At 63.3% G+C, this 22,394-nt stretch carries 24 protein-coding genes and 1 pseudogene; 12 read left to right on the top strand and 13 right to left on the bottom strand.

Going from position 1 to position 22,394, the window contains the following annotated elements; genetic code table 11:
* Positions 1–11 precede the first annotated feature (11 nt).
* The gene (locus ACQR1W_RS07655) at positions 12–935 is read right to left on the bottom strand and encodes a LysR substrate-binding domain-containing protein (RefSeq protein ID WP_434850202.1); all 924 of its coding nucleotides are present in this window, start codon (positions 933–935) and stop codon (positions 12–14) included.
* 106 nt (positions 936–1,041) lie between these two features.
* Here ACQR1W_RS07655 and ACQR1W_RS07650 point away from each other — a divergent pair, with 106 nt between their 5' ends.
* From ACQR1W_RS07650 to ACQR1W_RS07640, 3 genes are all read left to right on the top strand, one after another.
* Positions 1,042–1,860: an alpha/beta fold hydrolase gene (locus ACQR1W_RS07650; protein ID WP_434850201.1), complete on the top strand. Its 819-nt coding sequence runs from the start codon at positions 1,042–1,044 to the stop codon at positions 1,858–1,860.
* Between the two features lie 231 nt (positions 1,861–2,091).
* Positions 2,092–2,418: a hypothetical protein gene (locus tag ACQR1W_RS07645; protein ID WP_434850200.1), complete on the top strand. Its 327-nt coding sequence runs from the start codon at positions 2,092–2,094 to the stop codon at positions 2,416–2,418.
* A 140-nt stretch (positions 2,419–2,558) separates the two neighbouring features.
* Entirely contained in the window at positions 2,559–2,708 is a 150-nt protein-coding gene (locus tag ACQR1W_RS07640) for a type II toxin-antitoxin system RelE/ParE family toxin (protein WP_434850460.1), read from the top strand.
* A 6-nt stretch (positions 2,709–2,714) separates the two neighbouring features.
* Here ACQR1W_RS07640 and lysA read toward each other — a convergent pair whose 3' ends face one another.
* The 3 genes from lysA to argH all read right to left on the bottom strand — a co-directional run bounded on the left by lysA (position 2,715) and on the right by argH (position 6,033).
* Entirely contained in the window at positions 2,715–3,980 is a 1,266-nt protein-coding gene (gene lysA, locus ACQR1W_RS07635; protein WP_434850199.1) for a diaminopimelate decarboxylase, read from the bottom strand.
* 286 nt (positions 3,981–4,266) lie between these two features.
* The gene (gene lptM, locus ACQR1W_RS07630; protein ID WP_434850198.1) at positions 4,267–4,572 is read right to left on the bottom strand and encodes an LPS translocon maturation chaperone LptM; all 306 of its coding nucleotides are present in this window, start codon (positions 4,570–4,572) and stop codon (positions 4,267–4,269) included.
* A 69-nt stretch (positions 4,573–4,641) separates the two neighbouring features.
* Positions 4,642–6,033: an argininosuccinate lyase gene (gene argH / locus ACQR1W_RS07625; RefSeq protein ID WP_434850197.1), complete on the bottom strand. Its 1,392-nt coding sequence runs from the start codon at positions 6,031–6,033 to the stop codon at positions 4,642–4,644.
* A 126-nt stretch (positions 6,034–6,159) separates the two neighbouring features.
* Here argH and tlpA point away from each other — a divergent pair, with 126 nt between their 5' ends.
* Together tlpA and ACQR1W_RS07615 are read left to right on the top strand one after the other, a co-directional pair.
* The gene (tlpA, locus tag ACQR1W_RS07620) at positions 6,160–6,858 is read left to right on the top strand and encodes a thiol:disulfide interchange protein TlpA (protein WP_434850196.1); all 699 of its coding nucleotides are present in this window, start codon (positions 6,160–6,162) and stop codon (positions 6,856–6,858) included.
* Between the two features lie 204 nt (positions 6,859–7,062).
* A complete protein-coding gene (locus ACQR1W_RS07615; protein ID WP_434850195.1) occupies positions 7,063–7,812 on the top strand; it encodes a cation transporter in 750 nt (249 codons plus the stop codon).
* Positions 7,813–7,899: 87 nt separating this feature from the next.
* Here the strand turns inward: ACQR1W_RS07615 and ACQR1W_RS07610 are convergent, their stop codons facing one another.
* The 6 genes from ACQR1W_RS07610 to ACQR1W_RS07585 form a co-directional block, all read right to left on the bottom strand.
* On the bottom strand, positions 7,900–8,097 hold the full coding sequence (locus tag ACQR1W_RS07610; RefSeq protein WP_008968550.1) for a putative motility protein: 198 nt from the start codon (positions 8,095–8,097) through the stop codon (positions 7,900–7,902).
* A 70-nt stretch (positions 8,098–8,167) separates the two neighbouring features.
* Positions 8,168–9,046: a 3-hydroxybutyryl-CoA dehydrogenase gene (locus tag ACQR1W_RS07605; RefSeq protein WP_008968551.1), complete on the bottom strand. Its 879-nt coding sequence runs from the start codon at positions 9,044–9,046 to the stop codon at positions 8,168–8,170.
* A gap of 101 nt (positions 9,047–9,147) precedes the next feature.
* On the bottom strand, positions 9,148–10,092 hold the full coding sequence (locus ACQR1W_RS07600; RefSeq protein WP_434850194.1) for an electron transfer flavoprotein subunit alpha/FixB family protein: 945 nt from the start codon (positions 10,090–10,092) through the stop codon (positions 9,148–9,150).
* Positions 10,092–10,841 carry an electron transfer flavoprotein subunit beta/FixA family protein gene (locus tag ACQR1W_RS07595; protein ID WP_434850193.1) on the bottom strand — a complete coding sequence of 250 codons (750 nt, stop codon included), beginning with the start codon at positions 10,839–10,841 and terminating at the stop codon, positions 10,092–10,094. Before ACQR1W_RS07595 ends, ACQR1W_RS07600 begins: the two co-directional genes overlap by 1 nt.
* Positions 10,842–11,125: 284 nt before the next feature.
* Complete coding sequence (locus tag ACQR1W_RS07590; protein WP_434850192.1) at positions 11,126–11,698, bottom strand: cob(I)yrinic acid a,c-diamide adenosyltransferase; 573 nt, start codon at positions 11,696–11,698, stop codon at positions 11,126–11,128.
* 37 nt (positions 11,699–11,735) lie between these two features.
* Complete coding sequence (locus ACQR1W_RS07585; protein WP_008968555.1) at positions 11,736–11,930, bottom strand: twin transmembrane helix small protein; 195 nt, start codon at positions 11,928–11,930, stop codon at positions 11,736–11,738.
* 118 nt (positions 11,931–12,048) lie between these two features.
* Between ACQR1W_RS07585 and ACQR1W_RS07580 the strand changes: the two genes are divergently transcribed.
* Positions 12,049–12,984: a YihY/virulence factor BrkB family protein gene (locus ACQR1W_RS07580; protein WP_434850191.1), complete on the top strand. Its 936-nt coding sequence runs from the start codon at positions 12,049–12,051 to the stop codon at positions 12,982–12,984.
* Here the strand turns inward: ACQR1W_RS07580 and ACQR1W_RS07575 are convergent.
* Positions 12,911–14,047 carry an ATP-binding protein gene (locus ACQR1W_RS07575; RefSeq protein ID WP_434850459.1) on the bottom strand — a complete coding sequence of 379 codons (1,137 nt, stop codon included), beginning with the start codon at positions 14,045–14,047 and terminating at the stop codon, positions 12,911–12,913. The two genes, ACQR1W_RS07580 and ACQR1W_RS07575, sit on opposite strands and share 74 nt — an antisense overlap.
* Positions 14,048–14,150: 103 nt before the next feature.
* Between ACQR1W_RS07575 and ACQR1W_RS07570 the strand changes: the two genes are divergently transcribed.
* Positions 14,151–14,468, top strand: coding sequence for a hypothetical protein (locus ACQR1W_RS07570; protein ID WP_434850190.1), 318 nt, complete (start codon positions 14,151–14,153; stop codon positions 14,466–14,468).
* Positions 14,469–14,722: 254 nt separating this feature from the next.
* Here ACQR1W_RS07570 and gluQRS read toward each other — a convergent pair whose 3' ends face one another.
* On the bottom strand, positions 14,723–15,592 hold the full coding sequence (gene gluQRS / locus ACQR1W_RS07565; protein WP_434850189.1) for a tRNA glutamyl-Q(34) synthetase GluQRS: 870 nt from the start codon (positions 15,590–15,592) through the stop codon (positions 14,723–14,725).
* 113 nt (positions 15,593–15,705) lie between these two features.
* On the opposite strand from gluQRS, the gene ACQR1W_RS07560 reads away from it, so the two are divergent.
* The 5 genes and pseudogenes from ACQR1W_RS07560 (at position 15,706) to ACQR1W_RS07540 (ending at position 20,952) form a co-directional block, all read left to right on the top strand.
* A complete protein-coding gene (locus tag ACQR1W_RS07560; RefSeq protein ID WP_434850188.1) occupies positions 15,706–16,452 on the top strand; it encodes a DNA-3-methyladenine glycosylase family protein in 747 nt (248 codons plus the stop codon).
* 16 nt (positions 16,453–16,468) lie between these two features.
* A complete protein-coding gene (locus ACQR1W_RS07555) occupies positions 16,469–17,554 on the top strand; it encodes a DUF2855 family protein (RefSeq protein WP_434850187.1) in 1,086 nt (361 codons plus the stop codon).
* A 247-nt stretch (positions 17,555–17,801) separates the two neighbouring features.
* Positions 17,802–18,359 carry an HNH endonuclease gene (locus ACQR1W_RS07550; protein ID WP_434850186.1) on the top strand — a complete coding sequence of 186 codons (558 nt, stop codon included), beginning with the start codon at positions 17,802–17,804 and terminating at the stop codon, positions 18,357–18,359.
* A gap of 25 nt (positions 18,360–18,384) precedes the next feature.
* Positions 18,385–18,638: pseudogene (locus tag ACQR1W_RS07545) on the top strand (tyrosine-type recombinase/integrase); the annotation flags it as partial.
* A 403-nt stretch (positions 18,639–19,041) separates the two neighbouring features.
* Positions 19,042–20,952, top strand: coding sequence for a hypothetical protein (locus tag ACQR1W_RS07540; RefSeq protein ID WP_434850185.1), 1,911 nt, complete (start codon positions 19,042–19,044; stop codon positions 20,950–20,952).
* A gap of 550 nt (positions 20,953–21,502) precedes the next feature.
* Here the strand turns inward: ACQR1W_RS07540 and ACQR1W_RS07535 are convergent.
* The gene (locus ACQR1W_RS07535) at positions 21,503–22,375 is read right to left on the bottom strand and encodes a ferritin family protein (RefSeq protein ID WP_434850184.1); all 873 of its coding nucleotides are present in this window, start codon (positions 22,373–22,375) and stop codon (positions 21,503–21,505) included.
* Between the last annotated feature and the right edge of the window lie 19 nt (positions 22,376–22,394).

The raw sequence follows: 22,394 nt of genomic DNA, 5'->3' as shown, positions 1-22,394 counted from the left end.
AAACGATGTTCTTATTGAGCTTCGACATAGCGGATGATGCTCTGATTCTGAACGTTTGCGATCAGTTCATCTGCGCGAGACAAAAGCCGGCGGAGCAAGGGCGACGAATTTGCCTGGTTGTATCCCAAGGCCAGATCGACTGTCGGCGTCCCCCCATCCAGCGCTCTGGCAACAACGTTGGGTGCCAGCATATTTTGTGCATAGAGGGGGACAAGACTGATTCCGCCCGTGGACGCGACGAGCGACATGGCCGACGATATGTTCTCGCCTTCGTATTTGGGCTTGAGGGCGATGCCAACCCTTGATGCGTAATCCTCTATGACAGCTTGCAAGACCGGGGAGGTTCTTGCCGAACTGACGTAGATTTCCCGGGCAAGATCTTGCGGCCGAATTTTCTTGCGCGATGCCAGACGATGATCAGCCGGCAGCACGGCGATCAAAGGCTCCTTCGCCAGCATCTTGTAAACGAGACCCGCACTGTCTTTCTCCGGCCGAAGGAAGGCCACGTCCAACTTTCCTCGCATCAACGCCAGCGCGAGTTCGGGGGAGGATTGCGTACTCAGCGTGACTTCGACCTCCGGTGCTTCCTCGCGGAGGATGCGCAACAGGTGAGGCAGCCACATGACTTCCAATCCAACCAGGAACCCCATGGAAAGGGCAGGTCGTTGCGGTTCGGCCGTCCGCCGGGCGCCATCCGTCGCTGCCTCGACCTGCAACAACGCCAGCCGCGCGTGATCGAGAAACACGCGTCCGGCAGGGGTGAGCGCCACGCCGCGCGCCTGGCGCTCCAGGAGTTGAACGCCGACCTCAGATTCCAGATCGCGAATCTGTCGGCTCAAAGACGGCTGCGAGGTGTTCAATCGCCGCTGGGCAGCGGTCAACAAGCTGCCCTCCTCCACGACGGCAATGAAATAGCGCAAATGACGAAGTTCCATCCGTCCTCATATATCTTCAAGGTATAGCTGGAAGCGTACAAGGTCTTGGTCATCGACAGAAGAAGAATTTACCATCGCGCCGTTTCAGCGCAGATGGAGCGACTCGATGCCCACGATCACGACGACGGACGGCGTAAAAATCTTCTACAAGGATTGGGGCTCAGGCCAGCCGATCGTTTTCAGCCACGGCTGGCCGCTGACGGCGGACGACTGGGACGCCCAGATGATGTTCTTCCTTCACAACGGCTACCGGGTGATCGCCCACGACCGGCGCGGCCACGGCCGGTCCGACCAGCCCAGCACCGGCAACGACATGGACACCTGGGTTGCCGACCTCGCGGACCTGACCAAGCACCTCGACCTGCGCGACGCGATCCACATCGGTCACTCCACAGGTTGCGGTGAGGTGGCTCGCTATGTCGCCCGCCACCAGGAGCGCGTCGCGAAGGCGGTACTGGTCGCTTCCCTGACGCCGAACATGTACCGGAGCGAGGAAAACCCGTCTGGTCAGGCGCCGGAGTGGTTCGAAGGGGTTCGTGCGGGCATGCTGGGCAACCGGTCGGAGTTCTATCGGTTCGTCCCTGAGAACCCGTTCTACGGTTACAACCTCGACGGGGCCAAGCCTTCGGAGGCGATCATTGCGAACTGGTGGCGTCAGGGCATGGCCGGTGGCGCCCTGGCTCACTACGCGACTGTCGACTCTTGGTTGGAAGACTACACCGAAGACCTCAAGAAGATCACCGTGCCGGTGCTGATTATGCATGGCGAGGCCGATCAAATCGTTCCCTTCAAAAGTACCGTGCCGCGTGCGGTCGACCTGCTCAAGAACGGGTCGCTGAAAACCTATCCCGGCTATCCCCATGGCATGCTCACCACGCATGCGGATGTCCTCAACCCCGACCTGCTCTCGTTCATCAGGTCTTGACGACATCTTTCATCCGTTATCGCCTATGGTAGACATCTAGGGGTGTATATTGAGGAGGGTTCGGGTTTCGCCGTAGTGACGAAGGAACGAACAAGCAGCTCAAACCCTCCTCGAAAATTCATCGGCCAAAACCCCTGTCGAAAAAGTCAAGAAAGACACGCGGCACCAGACGCGTCGGCCTCTTTCCGCCGAGGACAAGATCTCCCTCGCGCTGCAGGGCCATGAGACGGCGTGACACGGCCGCTTCTCGCAATTGCGGTGACGCCGCACGAAGCGGCCCAGTTGCTCGCGTGCACCTTCGCGGCGGAACACCCCCTCGCATCCCCCACCGATCCGTGTTATTTTGCCGATATGACCGACGCGACCACCCGTGCGATGCCCTCCGCGCTGCCGCCAAGTGAAGCCGAGCTTGCCGAATGGCAAGCGTTGAGCCGCGAAGAGCAGCTCGCTCGGTATCGGGAAGTTCTGCAGCATCCCGATTGCCAACGCATCAGCGCCTCGACCATGAGCGATATTCGTGCCGAGGCACAACGGCGCGCCACGGCTCGCCGTGGCTGAGTTCAAGCTTTCAGCTCGCGCCGAGGCTGATCTGCTTGAAATTTACTAATATACGACAAGCGCCTTTGGTACCTACCAAGCCGATGCCTACCATGCCGGGCTTGAGCGCACGTTCGATCTGCTAGCGGAATTTCCCGCGCATCGGTGCGAGCGTAAACGATATCGCGCTCGGGTACCGACGATTCCGGTTTCAGGCGCATATCGTATTTTACAGCGAAGATCGCGACGGCGTGGTCATCCGCGCAATCCTGCACCATGCGCGCGAGATCAGGCCCGATCTGTTCGATTGATCGTCCTCACAGCCACGGCGCGGGCGTGTCCATCGCGATCAGCGCATCCACGTCGATCCGCGGGCGGATCACCGCGGCCTGGTCCCCCTTGACCAGCACCTCCGGCACCAGCGGCCGCGTGTTGTAGGTGCCGGCCTGCACGGCGCCATAGGCGCCGGAGGTCATGATCGCCAGCAGATCGCCTGGCTTCGGCTCCGGCAAGGTACGATCGAGCGCGAGATAGTCGCCGCTCTCGCAGACCGGGCCGACCACGTCGGCGATCATCTGGGGCGTATCGGCTGCGGGCTGCACCACCGGGATGATGTCGTGATGCGCTTCATAGAGCGTCGGGCGGATCAGATCGTTCATCGCGGCATCGATGATGACGAAGTTCTTGGCCTCGCCATGCTTCACATAGATCACGCGCGCGACCAGGATGCCGGCATTGCCGACGATCATCCGCCCCGGCTCGAACAGCAGCGTGCAGCCGAGATTGTGGGTGATGCGCTTGACCATCGCGGCATAGACATCCGGCTCCGGCGGCGCGCCGCGGTCCAGGTGATAGGGGATGCCAAGGCCGCCGCCGAAATCGACGTGGCTGATGGTGTGGCCGTCGGCGCGCAGAGTCTGCACGAAGTCGGCGAGGATGCGGAACGCCGTCTCCATCGGGCCGAGATCGGTGATCTGGCTGCCGATGTGGACGTCGACGCCGGTGACCTGAATCCCCGGCAGCGTGGCGGCGCGGGCATAGACCTTGCGCGCATGCTCCAGCGGAATGCCGAACTTGTTCTCCGACTTGCCGGTCGAGATCTTCGCATGGGTGCCGGCATCGACGTCCGGGTTCACGCGCACCGAAATGCGCGCCGTGCGCCCGGTCTCGGCAGCGAGCCGCGACAGCAAGTCGAGCTCCGGCTCGGATTCGATGTTGATGCAGTGGATGTCGGCGGCGAGCGCGGCGCGCAGCTCCGCCTCGGTCTTGCCGACGCCGGAGAACACGATCTTGCTATTGGGAATGCCGGCGGCCTGCGCGCGCTTCAACTCGCCGCCGGAGACCACGTCAGCGCCGGCGCCGAGCTTGGCCAGGGTGCGCAGCACCGACTGGTTCGAATTCGCCTTCATGGCGTAGCAGATCAGGACATTCTCGCCTTTGAAGGCGTCCGCAAAGACGCGGTAATGCCGCTCCAGCGTCGCGGTCGAATAGCAATAGAACGGCGTGCCGACCTGGGCGGCGAGTTCGGCGAGATTGACCGCCTCGGCGTGCAGCACGCCGGAGCGATAGTCGAAATGGTTCATGGGCTAACGATCCGCGCGGCCCTTCGCGAAGGGCTTAGAGTGTCTCGGCGCGAATTGCCGGGAAACCGGAGGGAATGTCAATTCGCGCTGCCACCCTCCCCTGGAGGGGGAGGGTCGCTTCACGGCGAGCGAAGCGAGACGTGAGGCGGGGTGGGTGATGCCTCCATGTGCAACGTCGCGTGTGGCTTCACCCCACGCCGCCGCCCGTCGCTGACGCGACGCACGTCGACCCTCCCCCTCCAGGGGAGGGTGGATCACCAATCACGGGGCGAGTTAGCGGCGAGGCCTATTTGCCGCTGTCCAGCAGCGGGTCGAGGATGAAGGATTTTTTGGTGCCGCGCGGTGCGGCGGGGGCGGCGTCGGCGCCGTAGTCCGAGCTGAACAGGGACGGCTTAGCCGCCCTCTCCGTGGCGGTGTCGCTCGGGGCGGACGACAATTGGGGCTGCGGCGACGCGGTCGGCGGCAGGTCCAGCGGACCCTTGCGCCCGCAGGAGGCGAGCAGCAGCGCGGCAGCGCTCACAACGACGATGGCCCAGCCTGACGGACGACGGCTACGATTCACGTTCGATATCCCCAATGCGGCCGGCACCATACAGAGAAAGGCCAGCCATGGCGAGTGCCGGAGTGCCACGCCGGCACAGCCAAATTGCCGGCCGGCGCCCTATTTTCGCTGTTTTTCCAACCGTTTCAGCCAGCTCTTCGCCTGCGCGGTCACGTTCTTCGGCGCGGTGCCGCCGAAGCTCGTGCGGCTCTTCACCGACGATTCGACACTGAGCACGCCGAGCACCTCGGCCGTGATCTTCGGCTCGACCTCCTGCATGGCCTTGAGGGGCAGCTCGTGCAACGCGACGCCCTGCTTGGCCGCCAGCGCGACGATCCGCCCCGTCACGTGATGCGCCTCGCGGAACGGCATTTTCAGGGTCCGCACCAGCCAGTCGGCGAGGTCGGTCGCGGTGGCATAGCCCTCGCCGGCCGCCGCCTTCATGCGGGCCTCGTCGGGCACGAGGTCGATCGCCATGCCGGTCATGGCGCGGATCGCCAGCGACAGCGCGGCAAACGCCTCCATGGCGCCGTGCTTGTCCTCCTGCATGTCCTTTTGATAGGCGAGCGGCAGGCCCTTCATCACGATCAGGAGCGCGTTCAGCGCCCCGATCACCCGGCCGGTCTTGGCGCGCACCAGCTCGGCCGCGTCCGGATTGCGCTTCTGCGGCATGATCGAGGAGCCGGTGGTGAACTTGTCCGACAGCTTCACCAGCCCGACCAGCGGCGAGGTCCAGATCACGATCTCCTCGGCGAAGCGCGACAGATGCACCGCGCAGATCGAGGCCGCCGACAGCGTCTCCAGCACGAAGTCCCGGTCGGAGACCGCATCCAGCGAATTGGCCATCGGCCGCTCGAAGCCGAGCGCCTCCGCGGTGGCGTGGCGGTCGATCGGGAATGAGGTGCCGGCGAGTGCGGCAGCGCCGAGCGGTGATTCGTTGAGCCGCTTGCGGGCGTCCGCAAAGCGGCCGCGGTCGCGCGCGGCCATCTCGACATAGGCCAGAAGATGATGGCCGAAGGTGACGGGCTGGGCGGTCTGCAGATGGGTGAAGCCGGGCATCACCGTTCCGGCATGCTCCAGCGCCCGCTCGGCGAGGGCCTGCTGATAGGCCGCGAGCGCGGCGTCGACCTCGTCGATGGTGTCGCGGACGAACAGGCGGAAATCGGTCGCCACCTGGTCGTTGCGGGAACGGGCGGTATGCAGGCGGCCGGCCGCGGGGCCGATCAATTCGCCCAAGCGGCTCTCGACATTCATATGGATGTCTTCGAGCGCCCGCTTGAATTCGAACGAACCCTTGGCAATCTCTGACAAAATCGTGTCTAGACCCTTGCCGATATTTTTCGCATCAGTCCCGGTGATGATGCCCTGCGCGGCGAGCATCGCAGCGTGCGCCTTGGACGCGGCGATGTCCTGGGCGTAGAGGTGACGGTCGACGTCGATGGAGACGTTGATTTCCTCCATGATCTCGTCGGGACGTTCCGAAAACCGGCCGCCCCACATCTTGTTGCTCATGCCTTGTCGCTCATGACTTGTTGGTCTTGTCTTGCCGCTCTTAAAATCTTGCCTGATCGCCAGAGGGAGACGCCATTTTGAAGCGTGCACCCGATTGGCGCCTCTGATAGCCGTAACCGACCCGATATGACAAACGATAAGCCCGATCCGTCGCCCGATCAGTCGCCCGATCAATCCCTTGCCCGCCCGGCCGCCTCGCGCCGGACCCCGCTCCTGATCGGCGCCGTCGTGGCCATCGCCGCGTTGGGTATGGTCGGTCTTTACGGCAGCGGGCTATGGCACGGACGCCCCGCAGGCGACCAGGCCTGCCTTCCGGCGGTCGATCTCGCCAAGAAGATCGCCCCGCTCGCCCATGGCGAGGTGGCGGCGCTGACCATGGCGGCGACCCCGCTCAAGCTGCCGGACCTCGCTTTCGAGGACGCCAATGGCGCGCATAAGAAGCTGTCGGACTTTCGCGGCCGGACGGTGCTGTTGAACCTGTGGGCGACCTGGTGCGTGCCCTGCCGCAAGGAGATGCCGGCGCTCGATGGCCTGCAGGCCAAGCTCGGCGGACCGGATTTCCAGGTGGTCGCGGTCAATATCGACACCCGCGATCCCGACAAGCCCAAGGCCTTCCTGGCCGACGCCAAGCTGACGAAGCTGGATTATTTCAGCGACGCCAAGGCCAAGGTGTTCCAGGACCTGAAGTCGATCGGCCGCGCCTTGGGCATGCCGACCTCGGTGCTAATCGACAGCGCCGGCTGCGAGATCGCGACCATCGCCGGCCCCGCCGAATGGGACAGCGACGACGCGGTGAAGCTGATCACGGCGGCCTCCGGACTCTAACGGCTGCCGGGCCGCGGTGATGACGCAGCCCACATCATACGGGCCGCGCTGGGCGGCCTCCCCGGTCGGCATCACCTGCGGGGGCACTACCTGCGAGATCCTGACTTGCAAGATTCTGACTTGCTGGGTCTTGGGCTTGCTCGTCTAGTGACTGGAGGATGCCACTTCAAAACGTCATTCTGCCAGCTCGGGAGGCATGGGAGTATGGCTGACGATTGTTGCTCTGCGGATCAGGGCTGCTGCGCTCCACCACCTTTGAACTTCGCTGAGCCGCCGGCCAAATCCGCCGCTGCCGCAGCGTCGATCTGCGGTGCCGAGGCCTGCGGCTGTCACGGCGGTGTGCCCGTTTTCGACGGGCTGGACCCGCGCTATCGACGCGTTCTGTGGATCGTAATCGCTCTCAATGCCACGATGTTCGTGGTAGAGATGGTCATGGGCCATCTGGCCCGGTCGCAAGCCCTGCAGGCGGATGCGCTCGATTTCCTCGCCGATAGCGTTACCTACGGTCTGAGCCTTGCCGTGATCGGTGCCGGTCTTCGGACTCGGGCAGCGGCAGCCCTGCTCAAGGGATTGTCTCTGAGTCTGATGGCGGCTTGGGTGCTGGGATCGACCATTTACCACACCCTCGTTCTTGGCTTGCCAAGCGCCGAGCTGATGGGCGGCATCGGCGTGCTCGCCTTGGGCGTCAATCTCTCGAGCGTTCTGCTGTTGTTCCGCTACAAGGACGGTGACGCCAACGTGAGGTCTGTATGGCTCTGCTCCCGCAACGATGCCATCGGGAATGTGGCGGTGATGTTGGCGGCGCTCGGCGTGTGGGGGAGCTCGACGGCGTGGCCTGACTTGGCTGTGGCAGGCCTCATGGCGGCGATCTTCTGCAGCTCGTCGGTGCAGATTCAGCGACAAGCATGGGCAGAGTACAGGGACGACGTCGCTTACGAGGTTCCGGCCGAGTAGGACAGAGCCGTAGAGGGAGACTGTCTTATGCGGTCGATCCAGCCTGCAGGCTGTTGGAGGAAAACAACCGGCTCGCGCGAGGCGAAATCAGGCGGCGATGTTGAGGTTGCCGCCGACGCCGGGACCAACATTGGCGAGCGAGAGCGTCTGCTGGGCGCCGCCGAGCAGGGTCAGTACCGCCGACTTCTGGGCATCGAGGTTCTGCTTCAGCATCGAGGTCGCAACCTGCTGCTGCACCGCGCCCTGTTGCTGCGCCATGATGGCGGTAACCAAGCTCATATCCATACGCAAATACCCCTCGTCACCGCACGTTAACCGGCAAGTCTTAACGAAGGGACAATAGCGAGCGGCGGGTTCAGCGCGTCGGCACCGGCTTGGCGCCGCGATAGTCGTAGAAGCCGCGCTGGGTTTTGCGGCCGAGCCAGCCGGCCTCGACATATTTCACCAGCAGCGGACAGGGCCGGTATTTGGAATCGGCCAGCCCCTCATGCAACACCTGCATGATGGAGAGGCAGATGTCCAAGCCGATGAAATCGGCGAGCTCCAACGGACCCATCGGATGATGGGCGCCGAGCTTCATCGCCGCGTCGATCGCCTCGACGTTCCCTACGCCCTCATAGAGCGTGTAGATCGCCTCGTTGATCATCGGCAGCAGGATGCGGTTGACGATGAAGGCTGGGAAATCCTCGGAGACCGCGACCTGCTTGCCCAGGCGGGTGACGAATTCCTTGGATGCCTCGAACGTCACATCATCGGTGGCAATGCCGCGGATCAGCTCCACCAGTTCCATGAGCGGAACCGGATTCATGAAGTGGATACCGATGAAATGCTCAGGACGGTCGGTGCAGGCCGCCAGCCGCGTGATCGAGATCGAGGAGGTATTGGAGGCGATCAGGGCCTCCGGCTTCAGGACGGCGCAGAGATCATGGAAGATCTTGCGCTTGACCTCTTCCTTTTCAGTCGCGGTCTCGATCACGAGGTCGCAATCGGCAAGGCCGTCGAGCGTCTCCGCCGCGGTGATGTGGCCCAGGGCCTGGCCGCGGGCCTCGTCGGTGATGACCTTCTTGGCAACCTGGCGGGTCAGATTGCCGTTGATCGTAGCCATCCCCGACTTCAACCGGTCGGAGGAGACGTCGTTGAGCACCACGTCGAGCCCGGCGAGCGCGGCGACATGGGCAATCCCGTTGCCCATCTGTCCCGCGCCGATCACGCCGACCTTGTTGATCTGAGCCATTTTCTTGTCCACCGGAACGGCGCGTATCCCGCGCCTGTCCATGCTCCTGATAACGTCGAGACACCGGTCGGGATCGTCCCTTCCAGCCGGTGCCGACCGGTTTATTTGCCGAGCTTGCCGAGCGCCTCGGTCAGTTCTGGGACGGCCTGATAAAGATCGGCGACCAGGCCGTAATCGGCAACCTGGAAAATCGGCGCATCCTCGTCCTTGTTGATCGCCACGATCACCTTGGAATCCTTCATGCCGGCCAGATGCTGGATCGCGCCGGAAATGCCGACCGCGACATAAAGCTCCGGCGCCACCACCTTGCCGGTCTGACCGACCTGCCAGTCGTTCGGCGCGTAGCCGGCATCGACCGCGGCGCGCGAGGCGCCGACGCCGGCGCCGAGCTTGTCGGCCAGCGGCTCGATATACTTGGCAAAGTTCTCGCGGCTCTGCATGGCGCGGCCGCCGGAGACGATGATCTTGGCCGAGGTTAGCTCGGGACGGTCGCTCTTGGCGACCTCCTCGCCGACGAAGCTCGACAGCGCCGGATCGGCGACGGCTGCAACGGTCTCGACCGGCGCGCTGCCGCCCTCGCCGGCGGCGGCGAAGGTCGAGGTGCGCACCGTGATCACCTTCTTGGCGTCCTTGGATTTCACGGTTTGGATCGCATTGCCGGCATAGATCGGCCGCTCGAACGTATCCGGCGCCGCCACCTTGATGATCTCGGACACCTGCATCACGTCCAAGAGCGCAGCCACACGCGGCATCACGTTCTTGTAGCGCGAGGTCGCGGGCGCGACGATCGCGTCATAGCCCGCGGCGAGCTGGACGATCAGCGCCGCCAGCGGCTCGGCGAGGTCGTGCGCATACGCCGCATCGTCGGCCAGCAGCACCTTCCTGACGCCCGCAAGCTTGGCGGCCGCATCGGCGGCGGCCTTGGCGTTCTGACCGGCGACCAGCACGTCGACTTCGGCGCCGAGCGCAGCGGCGGCGGTCAGCGTCTTGTTGGTCGCGTCCTTGATGGCAGTATTGTCGTGTTCGGCAATCAGCAGCGTCGCCATCACAGCACCCCGGCTTCGGTCTTGAGTTTGGAGACGAGTTCGGCGACGTCCTTGACCTTGACGCCGGCCTTGCGGCCCGCCGGTTCTGCAGTCTTGAGAATCTCGAGGTGGGGCGTGAGATCGACGCCGGTGTCGGCGGCGGTCTTCTCCGCAATCGGCTTCTTCTTCGCCTTCATGATGTTCGGCAGCGAGGCGTAGCGCGGCTCGTTGAGGCGGAGATCGGTGGTGACGATCGCAGGCCCCTTCAGCTTCACGGTCTGCAGACCGCCATCGACCTCGCGCGTCACCTGGAAGTCAGAGCCTTCGACCTCGAGCTTGGAGGCGAAGGTCGCCTGCGACCAGCCGAGCAGCGCGGCCAGCATCTGGCCGGTCTGATTGCTGTCGTCATCGATCGCCTGCTTGCCGAGAATGATGAGACCGGGCTGCTCTTCCTGGGCGATCACCTTAAGGATCTTGGCCACCGCCAGCGGCTCGACATTACCTTCGGCCTTGACCAGGACGCCACGATCAGCGCCCATCGCCAGCGCGGTGCGGATCGTCTCTGACGCCTGCGCGGGTCCGATCGAGACGATCACGACCTCGGTGGCCTTGCCGGCTTCCTTCAGCCGCAACGCTTCCTCGACCGCGATCTCGTCGAACGGATTCATCGACATCTTGACATTGGCGAGTTCAACGCCCGATCCGTCGCTCTTGACGCGGACCTTGACGTTGTAATCGACCACCCGCTTGACCGGCACCAGAACCTTCATCGATCCTCTTTCGCTTAAATCTTTCGGGTTAACCTGTTCGGGCGCGGAACCTAAATCGGCCGTACCCCCCGGTCAACGCGCGAGAGGGGAAAAATCATGCTCCGCACGGCGGGGTCCTTGGATCCGAATGCGTGCCCCCGCCGCGAGCGATCACCTTACCCCCTTGCCGCCTCCCTCGGTAATCGCAAATCCATGATTCAGCGCGGCTTTTCGATCTTGCGTCCACGCGCTGGACAGCTGACGCCCGAGCCGGGACATCATAGCGGATCGGCGCGGCCGGCGCGTCAACGATTCTGCCCGGGAACCCAAAGAACGTCGCCGGCGCCGTTCCCGTTCGCCGCGCGGCTGGCGACAAACAGGAAATCCGACAGCCGGTTCATGTAGCGCAGGGCGGCCTCGCTGACCGGCTCGTCGGGCTGGGCGGCAAGTTCCGCCATCAGCCGTTCCGCCCGGCGGCAGATCGTGCGTGCCAGATGCAGATGCGCCGCGGCCGGCGTACCGCCCGGCAGCACGAACGAGGTGAGCGGCGAAAGCTGCGCATTCAGCGCATCGATGTCGCGTTCGAGACGGTCGACCTGGCTCGAGACCACGCGCAACCGCTCGGCCTTGCCCTCACGCTGGGGAACGGCAAGGTCGGCCCCGAGGTCGAACAGATCGTTCTGGATCAGCGACAGCATGGCGTCGATCTCCGGCGCCTCGGCCAGATGAAGCCGGACCACGCCGATCGCCGCATTGGTCTCGTCGACCGTGCCATATGCCGAGACCCGCAGGTCGAATTTCGGTCGTCGCTCACCATTGCCCAGCGCTGTCGTACCGTCGTCACCGGTGCGCGTATAGATGCGGTTGAGGACGACCATACGTGTCTCCTTTAACGACCTGTCTTAGCGACCCACCTTAGCGACCCATGGCCCAGATCGCGGCCATCGCGACAACGATGGCGACGAACTGCAGGATCACGCGCCAGCGCATCAGCTTCTGCGACAGGTTGGGTGAACCACCGCGCATCATGTTGACGAGGCCGAGGAACAGCACGAGCGCAACCGCACCGACGGCGATGGGAAGAATTAACATGCTCAATAGGGACGTCATCGGCGTTAGATAACATCGGAAGCCCCTGGGCGCCATCTCGGATCAGATCTGGCGGATCAGAGATGGCGGATCGGTGCTGCGGTGATGCACGATCTGGCTTTTCGCGGAAGAATGTCCGATGGTCGCCCTGAACGGCTGCCGTCGCGGGTGCAGGTGCAAGGTGAGGCTGCTTCGTTATATCATCCACGTCAGCTGGGATGCGTTCTATACTTTCCTTGCCGATGACGGCTGGGCGATCGCGAGCCATATTGCGCTCTCGAGCCTGATGGCGCTGTTTCCGTTCCTGATCGTGCTGACCTCGCTCGCCGGTTTTCTCGGCTCCAAGAGCCTCGCCGATCAGGCTGCCAGCCTGCTGCTGCAGACCTGGCCGACCCAGGTGGCCGATGCGCTGGCCACCCAGATCCACGACGTGCTCACCACGACCCGGACCGATGCATTGACGATCGGCGCCGTGCTCTCGGTGTATTTCGCCTCCAACGGCGTCGAGGCGCTCCGCGTCGGGCTCAATCGCGCCTATAACGTGGTCGAGCAGCGGCGCTGGTATTGGCTGCGGCTGGAGTCGATCGGCTACACGCTGCTTGCCGCCTTCACCGCGCTTGCCATGTCATTCCTGATCGTGCTCGGCCCCTTGATCATGGCGACTGCACGCCACTACCTTCCGCTCGCCGTCGAGACCAACGAGCGCTTCGTGCACCTGTCGCGCTACGGCATCACGGCTACGGCCCTGACCGTCGCGCTCTTCGTTCTTCATGCCTGGTTGCCGTGCGGCCGCCGCAGCTTTCTGCAGATTCTGCCCGGCATCGTCTTTACCTTACTCGCCTCGCTGATCTCCGGCATCGTGTTCGGCCAGTATCTGGCGCGCTTCGCCAACAACTACGTCACGATGTATGCCGGGCTGGCGTCGGTGATCATTGCGCTGGTGTTTCTCTATTTCATCGCCGCCATCTTCATCTACGGTGGCGAGCTCAACGCCGCGATCATCAAGTCGCGGCTGCCGCGCGGTAGGTCGCCTCGAGCAGCGCGGTCGCCAGCGCCCGCGGAGAAACGGGCTTGAGCAGGAAGGCATCGGCGCCGGCCGCCCGTGCCGCAGCCTCGTCCTCGCCGCGACCCGATACGCCGATGATCGGGATCCTGCCCGCAGGCGCGGCGAGCTTGCGGATGCGCGCGATCGCCTCGACACCGTTGATGCCGGGCAGCACCATGTCCATCAGCACCGCGTCCAGGCCGCCCTTCTCGACCCGTTCCGACGCGGCCTCGCCGCGGCCGATGAACTCGGCCTGATGGCCGAGCTCGTTCAGGATCGTATTCAGCACGACCCGGCCGAACGGATTGTCCTCGACCCCGAGCACCCGCAACGGTCGCGCGGATGCGAGCGTGGGGCCGTCCGCCATACCGTCGACATCCGTTTCCGGCACGGCAGCAATGGTCAGCGAGACCGCCAATGTGAATGTCGTGCCACCCTTCGGGCGCGGCGCCACTGAGACGTCGCCGCCCATCGCGCGGGCCAGTTGCCGAACTGACGAGAGCCCGAGGCCGGCTCCCCCGAAACGTGATGCGATCGAGACATTGGCCTGCGTGAACGGGCGGAACAGGCGCTTGACCTCCTGCAAGCTCAGGCCGATGCCGCTGTCAGATACCTCGAAGGCGACGGCGACCGTGTCATGTTCCACCCTGCGTTTGGCTCGTCGCGTCCGGCCTGCCATGGCGACCTTGAGCGCGACCCCGCCCTGCTCGGTGAATTTCACGGCGTTGTCGATCAGATTTTCCAGCGCGGCGCGCAGCCGAACGGGGTCACCGACCACCAGCGTCGGCAATTCGTCGGAGAGATCGACCTTGGCTGCCAATCCTTTCGCCGCCGCGCGGCCGGCCAGGGAATCGCCGGCGGCGCGGGCGAGAACGCGCAGATCGAACAGATCCGCACGCGGTGCTGCACCGGTGGTCTCGTGCTTGGCGGCATCGACGAACAAGGTCGCGAGGCTGGAGAGATGCTCGGCGCCGGCCTTGATCGTCTCGACCCAGCGGCGCTCGCGTTCGCCGAGCTCGGAGGTCGCCAGCAGATCGCTGATCGCCAGGATGCCGGTCAGGGGCGTGCGGACCTCATGGGCGAACACCGCCAGCGCCGCCTCGACCACGCCGCGCGACGACGGCGTTGGTACACTTGCTTCGCGCGGTGGTTGTAGCCTCGCGCGCGCCGCTGACGTCACCCGGGGGGAGCGCTTCTTGAGCAGCCTCGTCTTGGGTGAGCTCGTCTTGGGTGAGCTAGTCTTGAGTAAGCTCGCCTTGAGTGAACCCGGCTTAAGTGAAGCCCTTTTGGGCGAATTCGTTTTCCGCGAAATTATGGCCGAATTCGCGGTCCGGGAATTCGTAGTCTGGGATTTCGCGGTCTGGGAATTCGCAGTCTGGGATTTCGCGGTCTGGGAATTCGCAGTCTGGGAATTCGCGGGCTGGGATTTCGCAGTCTGGGAATTCGTCTTGGCGGACAGCCTGCCCAAAGACATCTTGCCCAAATTCGATTTAGGCAAGCCCGAGGCCGGCTGACCGGGCTTGCTGCCCGGCTTGGCCGATCGGGCTTGGCGTCCCCCACCCCGCTTCCGAACGCGTCTCATCATGGCCCTTCTGACATGAACTCCGGCAACGAAGGGGCACCTGCATGGTCATGTCGTCGTGTGCCGCTTTCGGTTGAAGCTCCTGATTAACCCGCGCCTGTCCCCAGCATGGCACGGCTGGCCCCCGGGTGTCACGATGACGTTTGGGTTGTCCCCGCCGGAAACGACCGGACAACAATCCGAAATTTACAGCAGGCCGACCTTACGCCGGATGTCAGACGGCGACGCGCCCTCCCCGCGCAGCGCCCGTAATCCGACGGACTGACTGGACTTCGAGAGCTTCATCCCACCGGCGTCGCGAATCAGCCGGTGGTGCCGATAGCGCGGCGCAGGCAGGCCAAGCAGGGTCTGCAGCAGGCGGTGGACGCCGGTGGCGTAGAACAGGTCCTGGCCGCGCACGATATCGGTCACACCTTGGAGCGCGTCGTCGACGACGACCGACAGATGATAGCTGGTCGGGGTCTCCTTGCGCGCCAGGATCACGTCGCCCCAGGCATCGGGCTGTGCGGCGATCACCCCGGTCTCTCCCTCCGGGCCCTCGCCCTGCTCCGTCCAGGTGAGCGGGCCGGCCTGGGCGGTCGCGGCGGCCATGTCCAATCGCAGCGCATAGGGCAGCCCCCGCCGCATGCGCTCAGTCCGCGCGGCAGCCGAAAGCTGCTTCGCCGTTCCCGGATACAGGGGGGCGCCGTCGGGGTCGTGCGGCCACGGCGCCTCCGCCTGACGCTCACGGACCAGCCGCGCGATCTCGGCGCGGCTCTCGAAGCTTGGATAGACCAGCCCTTGCGCGGTCAGCCGCTCCAGCGCCGCCCGGTAGTCACTCAGATGCTGCGACTGGCGGCGCACCGGCTGTTCCCAGGCGATGCCGAGCCAGGCGAGATCCTCATAGATCGCCTGCTCGAATTCCGGCCTGCAGCGGGTCGGATCGATGTCCTCGATCCGCAGCAGGAAACGCCCGCCACATCCCTGGGCCAGGTCAAAATTGAGCAGCGCCGAATAGGCGTGACCGAGATGCAGATAACCGTTCGGACTCGGCGCAAATCGGAAAACGGGTGGCATATGATCGCATCATTGCCGGACTTGATCCGGCCATCCATCCTGCGGAAGCTTGTATCCATATGAGATGGATGCGCGGGTCAAGCCCGCACATGACGATCGGGAGGCCCGCCCATATGACCCAGCACCTCGACAGCCAGGCCACTCTCGACGAGTCCATCCTGGCGTTGGTGAAGCAAGACCGGCGGCTTCACCCGATCCTCGAGGCCACCGGCATGCCGAGCCTGCGCCGCCGCGAGCCGGGCTTTGTCGGGCTTGCGCATATCGTCTGCGGCCAGCAGCTCTCCACCGCGAGCGCCGCCGCGATCTGGGGCCGCCTCTCGGCTGCATTCGACCCGTTGGACGCCGATGCGATCAAGCGCGCCCGCGCCGACCGTTTGGGCAGGCTCGGCCTTTCGGCGGCGAAGATCAAGACGCTGAAGCATATCGCGCGCGAACTATCAGCCGAGCGGCTGAACCTCGACGTGCTCGCCAACGAAGACGCCGACGCCGCGCACCACACGCTTACCGCATTGCCCGGCATCGGGCCATGGACTGCGGACGTGTACCTGCTGTTCTGCCTCGGCCATGGCGATGCGTGGCCCGCAGGTGATCTTGCCGTGCAGGAGGCGATCAGGATCGGGCTCGGCTTGAGCAAACGCCCCACTGCGAAGGAGATGATGCCGATCGCGGAAATCTGGCGTCCGCTGCGCGGCGCCGCGGCGCATCTGTGGTGGAGCTATTATCGTGCGATCAAGAAGCGCGAAGGCGTGCTCGGCGCGGCGAACACCGCTGACGAAGCGAACAGCGTTTCAAACAAAGTTGCGGTTGCAAAACGGTCATCGTCGTCGAAGACAATCACAGGAGCGAAGGCAGCAAAGTAGTTGTGGAGGTCACGCCATGAGAGCGATCGATTTCGTCGTCAGACGCAATGACCTCCAGCAGTGCAAAACGGTCGAGATGGAACTGCCAGACGCGCTGCCGTCCGACGCCTTGCTGGTGAGGGTCGCGCGCTTTGCCTTCACCGCGAACAACATCACCTATGCGCTGCTCGGCGATCAGCTGAAATACTGGCAATTGTTTCCGGCACCGGCCGGCTTCGGCAGCATTCCGGTGTGGGGCTTCGGCGAAGTAATCGCCTCGGCCCATCCGGCCGTCAGCGAAGGCGAGCGCCTGTTCGGCTATTTCCCGATGGCGACCCATCTCATCATCGAAGCGGACAGCGTCAGCAAGCGCGGCCTGCGCGATGCGGCACCGCATCGGCAAGGCGTGGCGCCGGTCTACAACGCCTATGCGCGTGTGAGCAATGATCCCGCTTTCGCCGGGCGGCAGGGCGACTACCAGGCCTTGCTGCGGCCGCTGTTCATGCTGTCATTCCTGGTCGACGACTATCTCGCCGAGCACGGCTTCTTCGGCGCGGATGCCGTGATCCTCTCCTCGGCCTCCAGCAAGACCGCTTTCGGCCTGGCGCATCTGCTGCATAGCCAGCGGCCGGACATCCGCGTCGTCGGCCTGACCTCGGCTGCGAATGCGGGCTTCCTCCAGTCGCTCGGCTGCTATCATGAGGTCGTCGCCTACGACGAGGTGGAACGGCTCGATGCATCGGCGCCGGTCGCGATCGTCGACATGGCCGGCAATGCCGGCTTGCGGGCCCGGCTGCATCGGCACTTCGGCGACAACGTCAGATATTCCGGCCGCGTCGGCCTGACCCATCAGGACGGGGGCGACGATGCGGCCGATCTGCCCGGCGCCAAACCGTCCTGGTTCTTCGCGCCTGACCAGATCCGGAAACGGGCCAAGGATTGGGGCCCGGGCGGTATCGAGAGCCGGCTCGGCGCCGTCTGGCAGGGCTTCGCGGCGAGGCTCGATCAGTGGCTGACCGTGATCCATAGAAGCGGACCGGCCGCGGTGCAGCAGGTTTATCTCGACACGCTCGGCGGGCGGGTTCCACCGGACCAGGGATACATGCTGACCATGGCGGAGTAGCGCCCCGCCACGGGCGCGAACCGGACAGCGAATCAGCCGCAGGCGTTCTCGCAAAGGTGATCGCCGATGTTGCGAGCGAGTTGCAGCAGACCGGCCCAAACACTGCGATTGCCATGCTTCTGACGCGCTTTTTGCCCAGTCTGGGAGACGGGATAAGCTGTTCTCGGGGCTTCACAATCCCGTCACGCTGCATGTAGTATGTCGGGGCATGCTGCTTTCGCAGCCGAATGGAGGCCAGGAGCGTTACTTGAACGCACATGTCTCACAAGGCGGTTGGCCGGTGTTGGTGCTGAACGCGGACTTCCGGCCGCTGAGTTATTATCCGCTGTCGCTTTGGTCCTGGCAGGACGCGATCAAAGCGGTGTTCCTCGATCGTGTGAACATCGTCGAATATTACGACCGGGCGGTCCGAAGTCCGTCCTTCGAGATCCGATTGCCCAGCGTGGTCTCGCTGAAATCCTTCGTCAAACCGACCACGCATCCTGCCTTTACCCGCTTCAATGTTTTCCTGCGCGACCGCTTCGTTTGCCAATATTGCCTCTCCGGCGACGATCTGACCTTCGACCACATCATCCCGCGCAGCAAGGGTGGCCAGACCACCTGGGAAAACGTCGTCGCCGCCTGCTCGCCCTGCAATCTGCGAAAGGGCAACATGACCCCGCAGCAGGCCAGGATGTTTCCGAGGCAGACGCCCTACGCGCCGACCGTGCACCAGCTTCACCGCAACGGCCGCCTGTTTCCGCCGAACTACCTGCACGAAAGCTGGCTAGACTATCTCTATTGGGACACCGAGCTCGATCCGTAGGCGGCAGCGCGGCTGCTGCCCTGCTGCCTATGGCGCCGGCCTGCGCGCCAACGAGGTCGTCTCGCTGAAGATCTCCGATATCGACAGCAAGCGAATAATCATCCGGGTCGAGCAGGCAAAGGCGGCAAGGATCGCAATGTCATGCTGTCTCCGAGCCTGCTCGATCTGCTGCGCTCCTGGTGGAGGGCAGCGCGCCCGCAGGGCTGGCTGTTCCCTGGCCGTGATCCGGCGCAGCCGATGACGACGCGCCAGCTCACTCGCGCCTGCCATGCCGCTGCAGGGACGACCTTGACGACAATTCCTGCTCTCATAACGAGAGATTGAACTGCTTCGGCCGTTTTGGGAATCGTCCGAATGAATCAGACCACTAGTGACCCTCTGCAGAACTTGACGGACAAAACTTTTTCAAGTGTGAACTAGGTGACACACCTTTCGATTGTCTTGTGCTTGTAATTCGTTGTGCGCGGGTAGCCCGTTTCGATCGCGGTGACGCTTGGATTGGCTACGCCGGTCTGAGCAGCAGATTGAGCCATTGTTTGTCGCATCCTTTGCGAGATTTTCACTGCAGCCGCCGCGATATGCGCCAATGCTCCTCCGAGTGCGGGGCGCAAAGACAAACAGTGCCACGGAAGCACAGGGATGACTGATCCAGAGCGCTTTGCGCTAACCGGGAGGAAGTCACATGTCTGGTATTGTAAACCAAATAGGCAACAACACGACAGCAGATAGCCCTTTCGTCACGACTCGTGACGTAGTCTACTTTCGAGGAACCGACGACAAGCTTTGGAGGGTCAATGGCGACGGCGACCCAGCCAGCCAATGGCAAATCGGCACTAACACCACCAAATCGACACCTTTTGTATTCGACGATCCTGCGACTGGCGTCGAGTGGATCTATTTCCAGGGTACGGGCCACGAACGCGGCGACTACTTGTGGAAGGTGCAAGGCGACAAAGACGGCACCGATCTGACCCACATCGGATCCAACAAGACCGCATCGACGCCGTTCGTCTTCGCAGACCCCAATGGCGCCGTCAAAGTGTATTTCCAGGGCACCGACCACAACCAGCTTTGGGAAGTCAACAGTGACCCTTCCGGCACCGGTCTGACGCAAATCGGCAACAATTCCACTGACGCTTCACCGTTCGTCTTCAGAGACCCGACCGGCGACTGGGTGTATTTTCGGGGGACCGACAACAGGCTCTTGAGGGTCAGGACTAGCGGCGCAGATGGAATGTGGCTCGGCGAGAACAGCACGAAATCGAGCCCATTCGTCGCAATGGACACCAGTGGCGACATCTGGGTGTATTTTCAAGGCACCGACGATAGGCTCCTGAGGGTCATGAGTAACGGCTCCAGGCCCGAGGATGTCGGCAAGCCGCAGTTTAGCAATATCTACACTAGATCGACGCCGTTCGTTACCGCGGATGGCTGGGTATATTTCCAGGGGCGAGCCGCAGCGAACGGGGTATTCACTGACGGCCCGTTGTGGAGGATCTTCAACGACGGATCCCAGCTGACACAGCTTACTGATTTCGCGATCGCGTCAAGCCCCAAAGTTGGGCGCATGCAGATCTCTAATGGTACTCTGGGCGAGTGGGTGTACTTCCGGGCAGATGGTGATGGGCTTTATCGCTATTTCCAACCGGCGAGCGTTCTTGCCACTGGCACGGTGCGTCCGAAGTTCTACGTGCTCACGGTGCTTTACGCACCGCCTGGCACCAACAGCGGCAAGAGCGTCTCCCTGGTTGACTACAGCAGTGAGAGCGCGACCGGGACAAAGACTTCGACGGAGAGCTCGTGGAAGGAGGGCGTGAGTGTATCCCTCGGGAAGGAACCGGATAAGGCGGGCTTTCAATTCGAGGCGTCAGAGACCGACACTCAGAGTTCCTCGCTTGAGATCAAGAAAAGCACGACATTTGATATTAAGCTCCCGGGCCCTGCCAAAGACGGCATTGACCATGATCATGACGTCTTCGTTCTCATGCTCAACCCACTACTGAACGTCACCATCTACTCCGGAAATCATTTGGTGTGGACTCTGGATGTCGATGGCCCCGTTATGAATGTGCAGTACGTCTATGCCGGCTGGCTGAACGGTCATGCCGCCATGGCTCCCGGTGTCAAGGCACAACTCGACGAAGCCGGGCTCGGCGCCTCCGACTACAAAACGATCCTCTCGACGAATCCGTTCGTTTCGGGCGCGCCTGCTATCGACCCCGATCGCTTCTTACCTACGCCGCAAAGCTTTGCTTACGAGCCACCTTACAGCGCCAATGACACGCCGTGGACGCAGACCTTTATGCTGGAGAACACGGTGGCTAGCACCAAAAAGGTCGAGGTCAAGTATTCGGTCAGTGCCAAAGGCTCTCTTCCCATTTTAGATTGGTTGAAGATCGGCGGGGATCTCGAGTGGACGAGCACCAACTCGACCGAAACCAGCACTGAATCGAAGCAGTCGGCGGCTGTGACAGTCGGAGGGCCAGCATTTGGGTACAGGGGTCCAACTGACGTGCTCGTGTACTGGGACACGGTCTATAACTCGTTCATGTTTGCATTTCCGGCTGGGACCTCAACGAGGGTTCCACACTAGCCCGCTTGGCGGCGAGCCGTGCTGGTGCTGCCGGCTCGCATCGGCGTACCCGCGCGAGCGTTAGCCAGCGTCGTTCAGGCTTCGGGCATGCCCTTGACAGGAAAGGGGCTTGGCCTTGAGCCAGAAGCCCTCTCCTATTGATCTGAGGGCGCAGGCTTGGCAGCGGGCGATTTCGCCCAAGACGCTTTCCCGGCCTCTCGTGAGTCCTCCTGTTTGCGGCGAGGCCGAACTCGCGAAGCGGCCATCGACGGTATTTTGCACCGTTTTCGCGGGGGCGAGCGGACGCGCTACGGCGCTTTTTCGTATTGCAGAAATACAGCCTGAGGTAGGGCGCGCGCCGTCACCGCGCGATTCCGTTACGCTCTTATGAGTCCCAAACTGGTCGGGATTACACTCTTATGTGTCGCGCTACATGCTCTTCTAACTCGGCGCAACAGAGGACGTCTCGCCCGCATCATTCGACGCGCTCGCCGTGGTCTTGATGCGGGTCGAGTTGATGTCCTTATCTTCGGAAGGGAGTGCACAGGCGCCTTCGCCGAGCCGCGGCCGTTCAGTCCGCGGCCAGCGAACGCAACCAGGCCAATCTCGATATCGCCCTTTCGGCGAGCCGCTGTAGCGTTTCGACGCGATCCGCATTGTCCGAACGCTCCGCGCCTTCGAGATAGCTGTCGACCAAGGCTTCGGCGATCTCGATCGCGTCCTTCCGCTGCATGGCGCCGGGAAGGCTCCCGAAATCGCCGGCTTCGTCCGCCATCTCCATGGTCTGGTCGAGAAGCTCGCGCGTGCGCATCTTTGTCGGTCCGTCGAGACCACGTTCGAGGTCGGCGAGCTGTGCGGCGAGGCAGAGTTCGAGCTTGCGCGCATCGACCTTCACCGGCGTCGCGAGATCATCGCCGAGCCTGGGGGCATGCTCGCGGTGATAGGCGCGGCGTCTCTCCTTGCGCAGGGTCGCGACGTGCCCGAGCTCCTCCTTCGCCATGGCCTCAGCGGCCTTCTTGATTTCCTCGTCCTCGGAATAGGCCGCGAGATAGGACCAGAACGCGAAGGCCCGCTCCTCGTTGCGCACCGCCATCGCCAGCGCGCGGTACGGCGTGATCAATCGCGAGGACTTCACCTCGGCCGCTGTCTCCGTATCGAACGTCCCGGGCACCTGCCAGCGGACCTCCGCAGGATCCGGATCCTTGCCGCGGCGCGATTGCGACCAGCGCGTGACGCTATCGACATGTTCGCACTCTGCTGCGGCGAGTTTTGTAAAGACCTCCGCAAGATCATCCTTTTTCTGTCGGCGCATGTCCTCGGCAAGTTCCGCGTATCTCGTCGCAGCCTCCTGCTCCATCGCATGCGCGAGCGCGAACAGCTCGTCGAGCGAATGCAAGATTCCTGCCGGCTCGGATTTCAAGAGCAGAGATTTGGTCAACAGCACGACGCACCTGCATAGCGCA

The sequence above is a fragment of the Bradyrhizobium sp. HKCCYLS1011 genome (assembly GCF_051167795.1).
In the GTDB taxonomy this organism is placed as follows: domain Bacteria; phylum Pseudomonadota; class Alphaproteobacteria; order Rhizobiales; family Xanthobacteraceae; genus Bradyrhizobium.
This window is presented reverse-complemented; position numbering and strand designations above follow the sequence as displayed.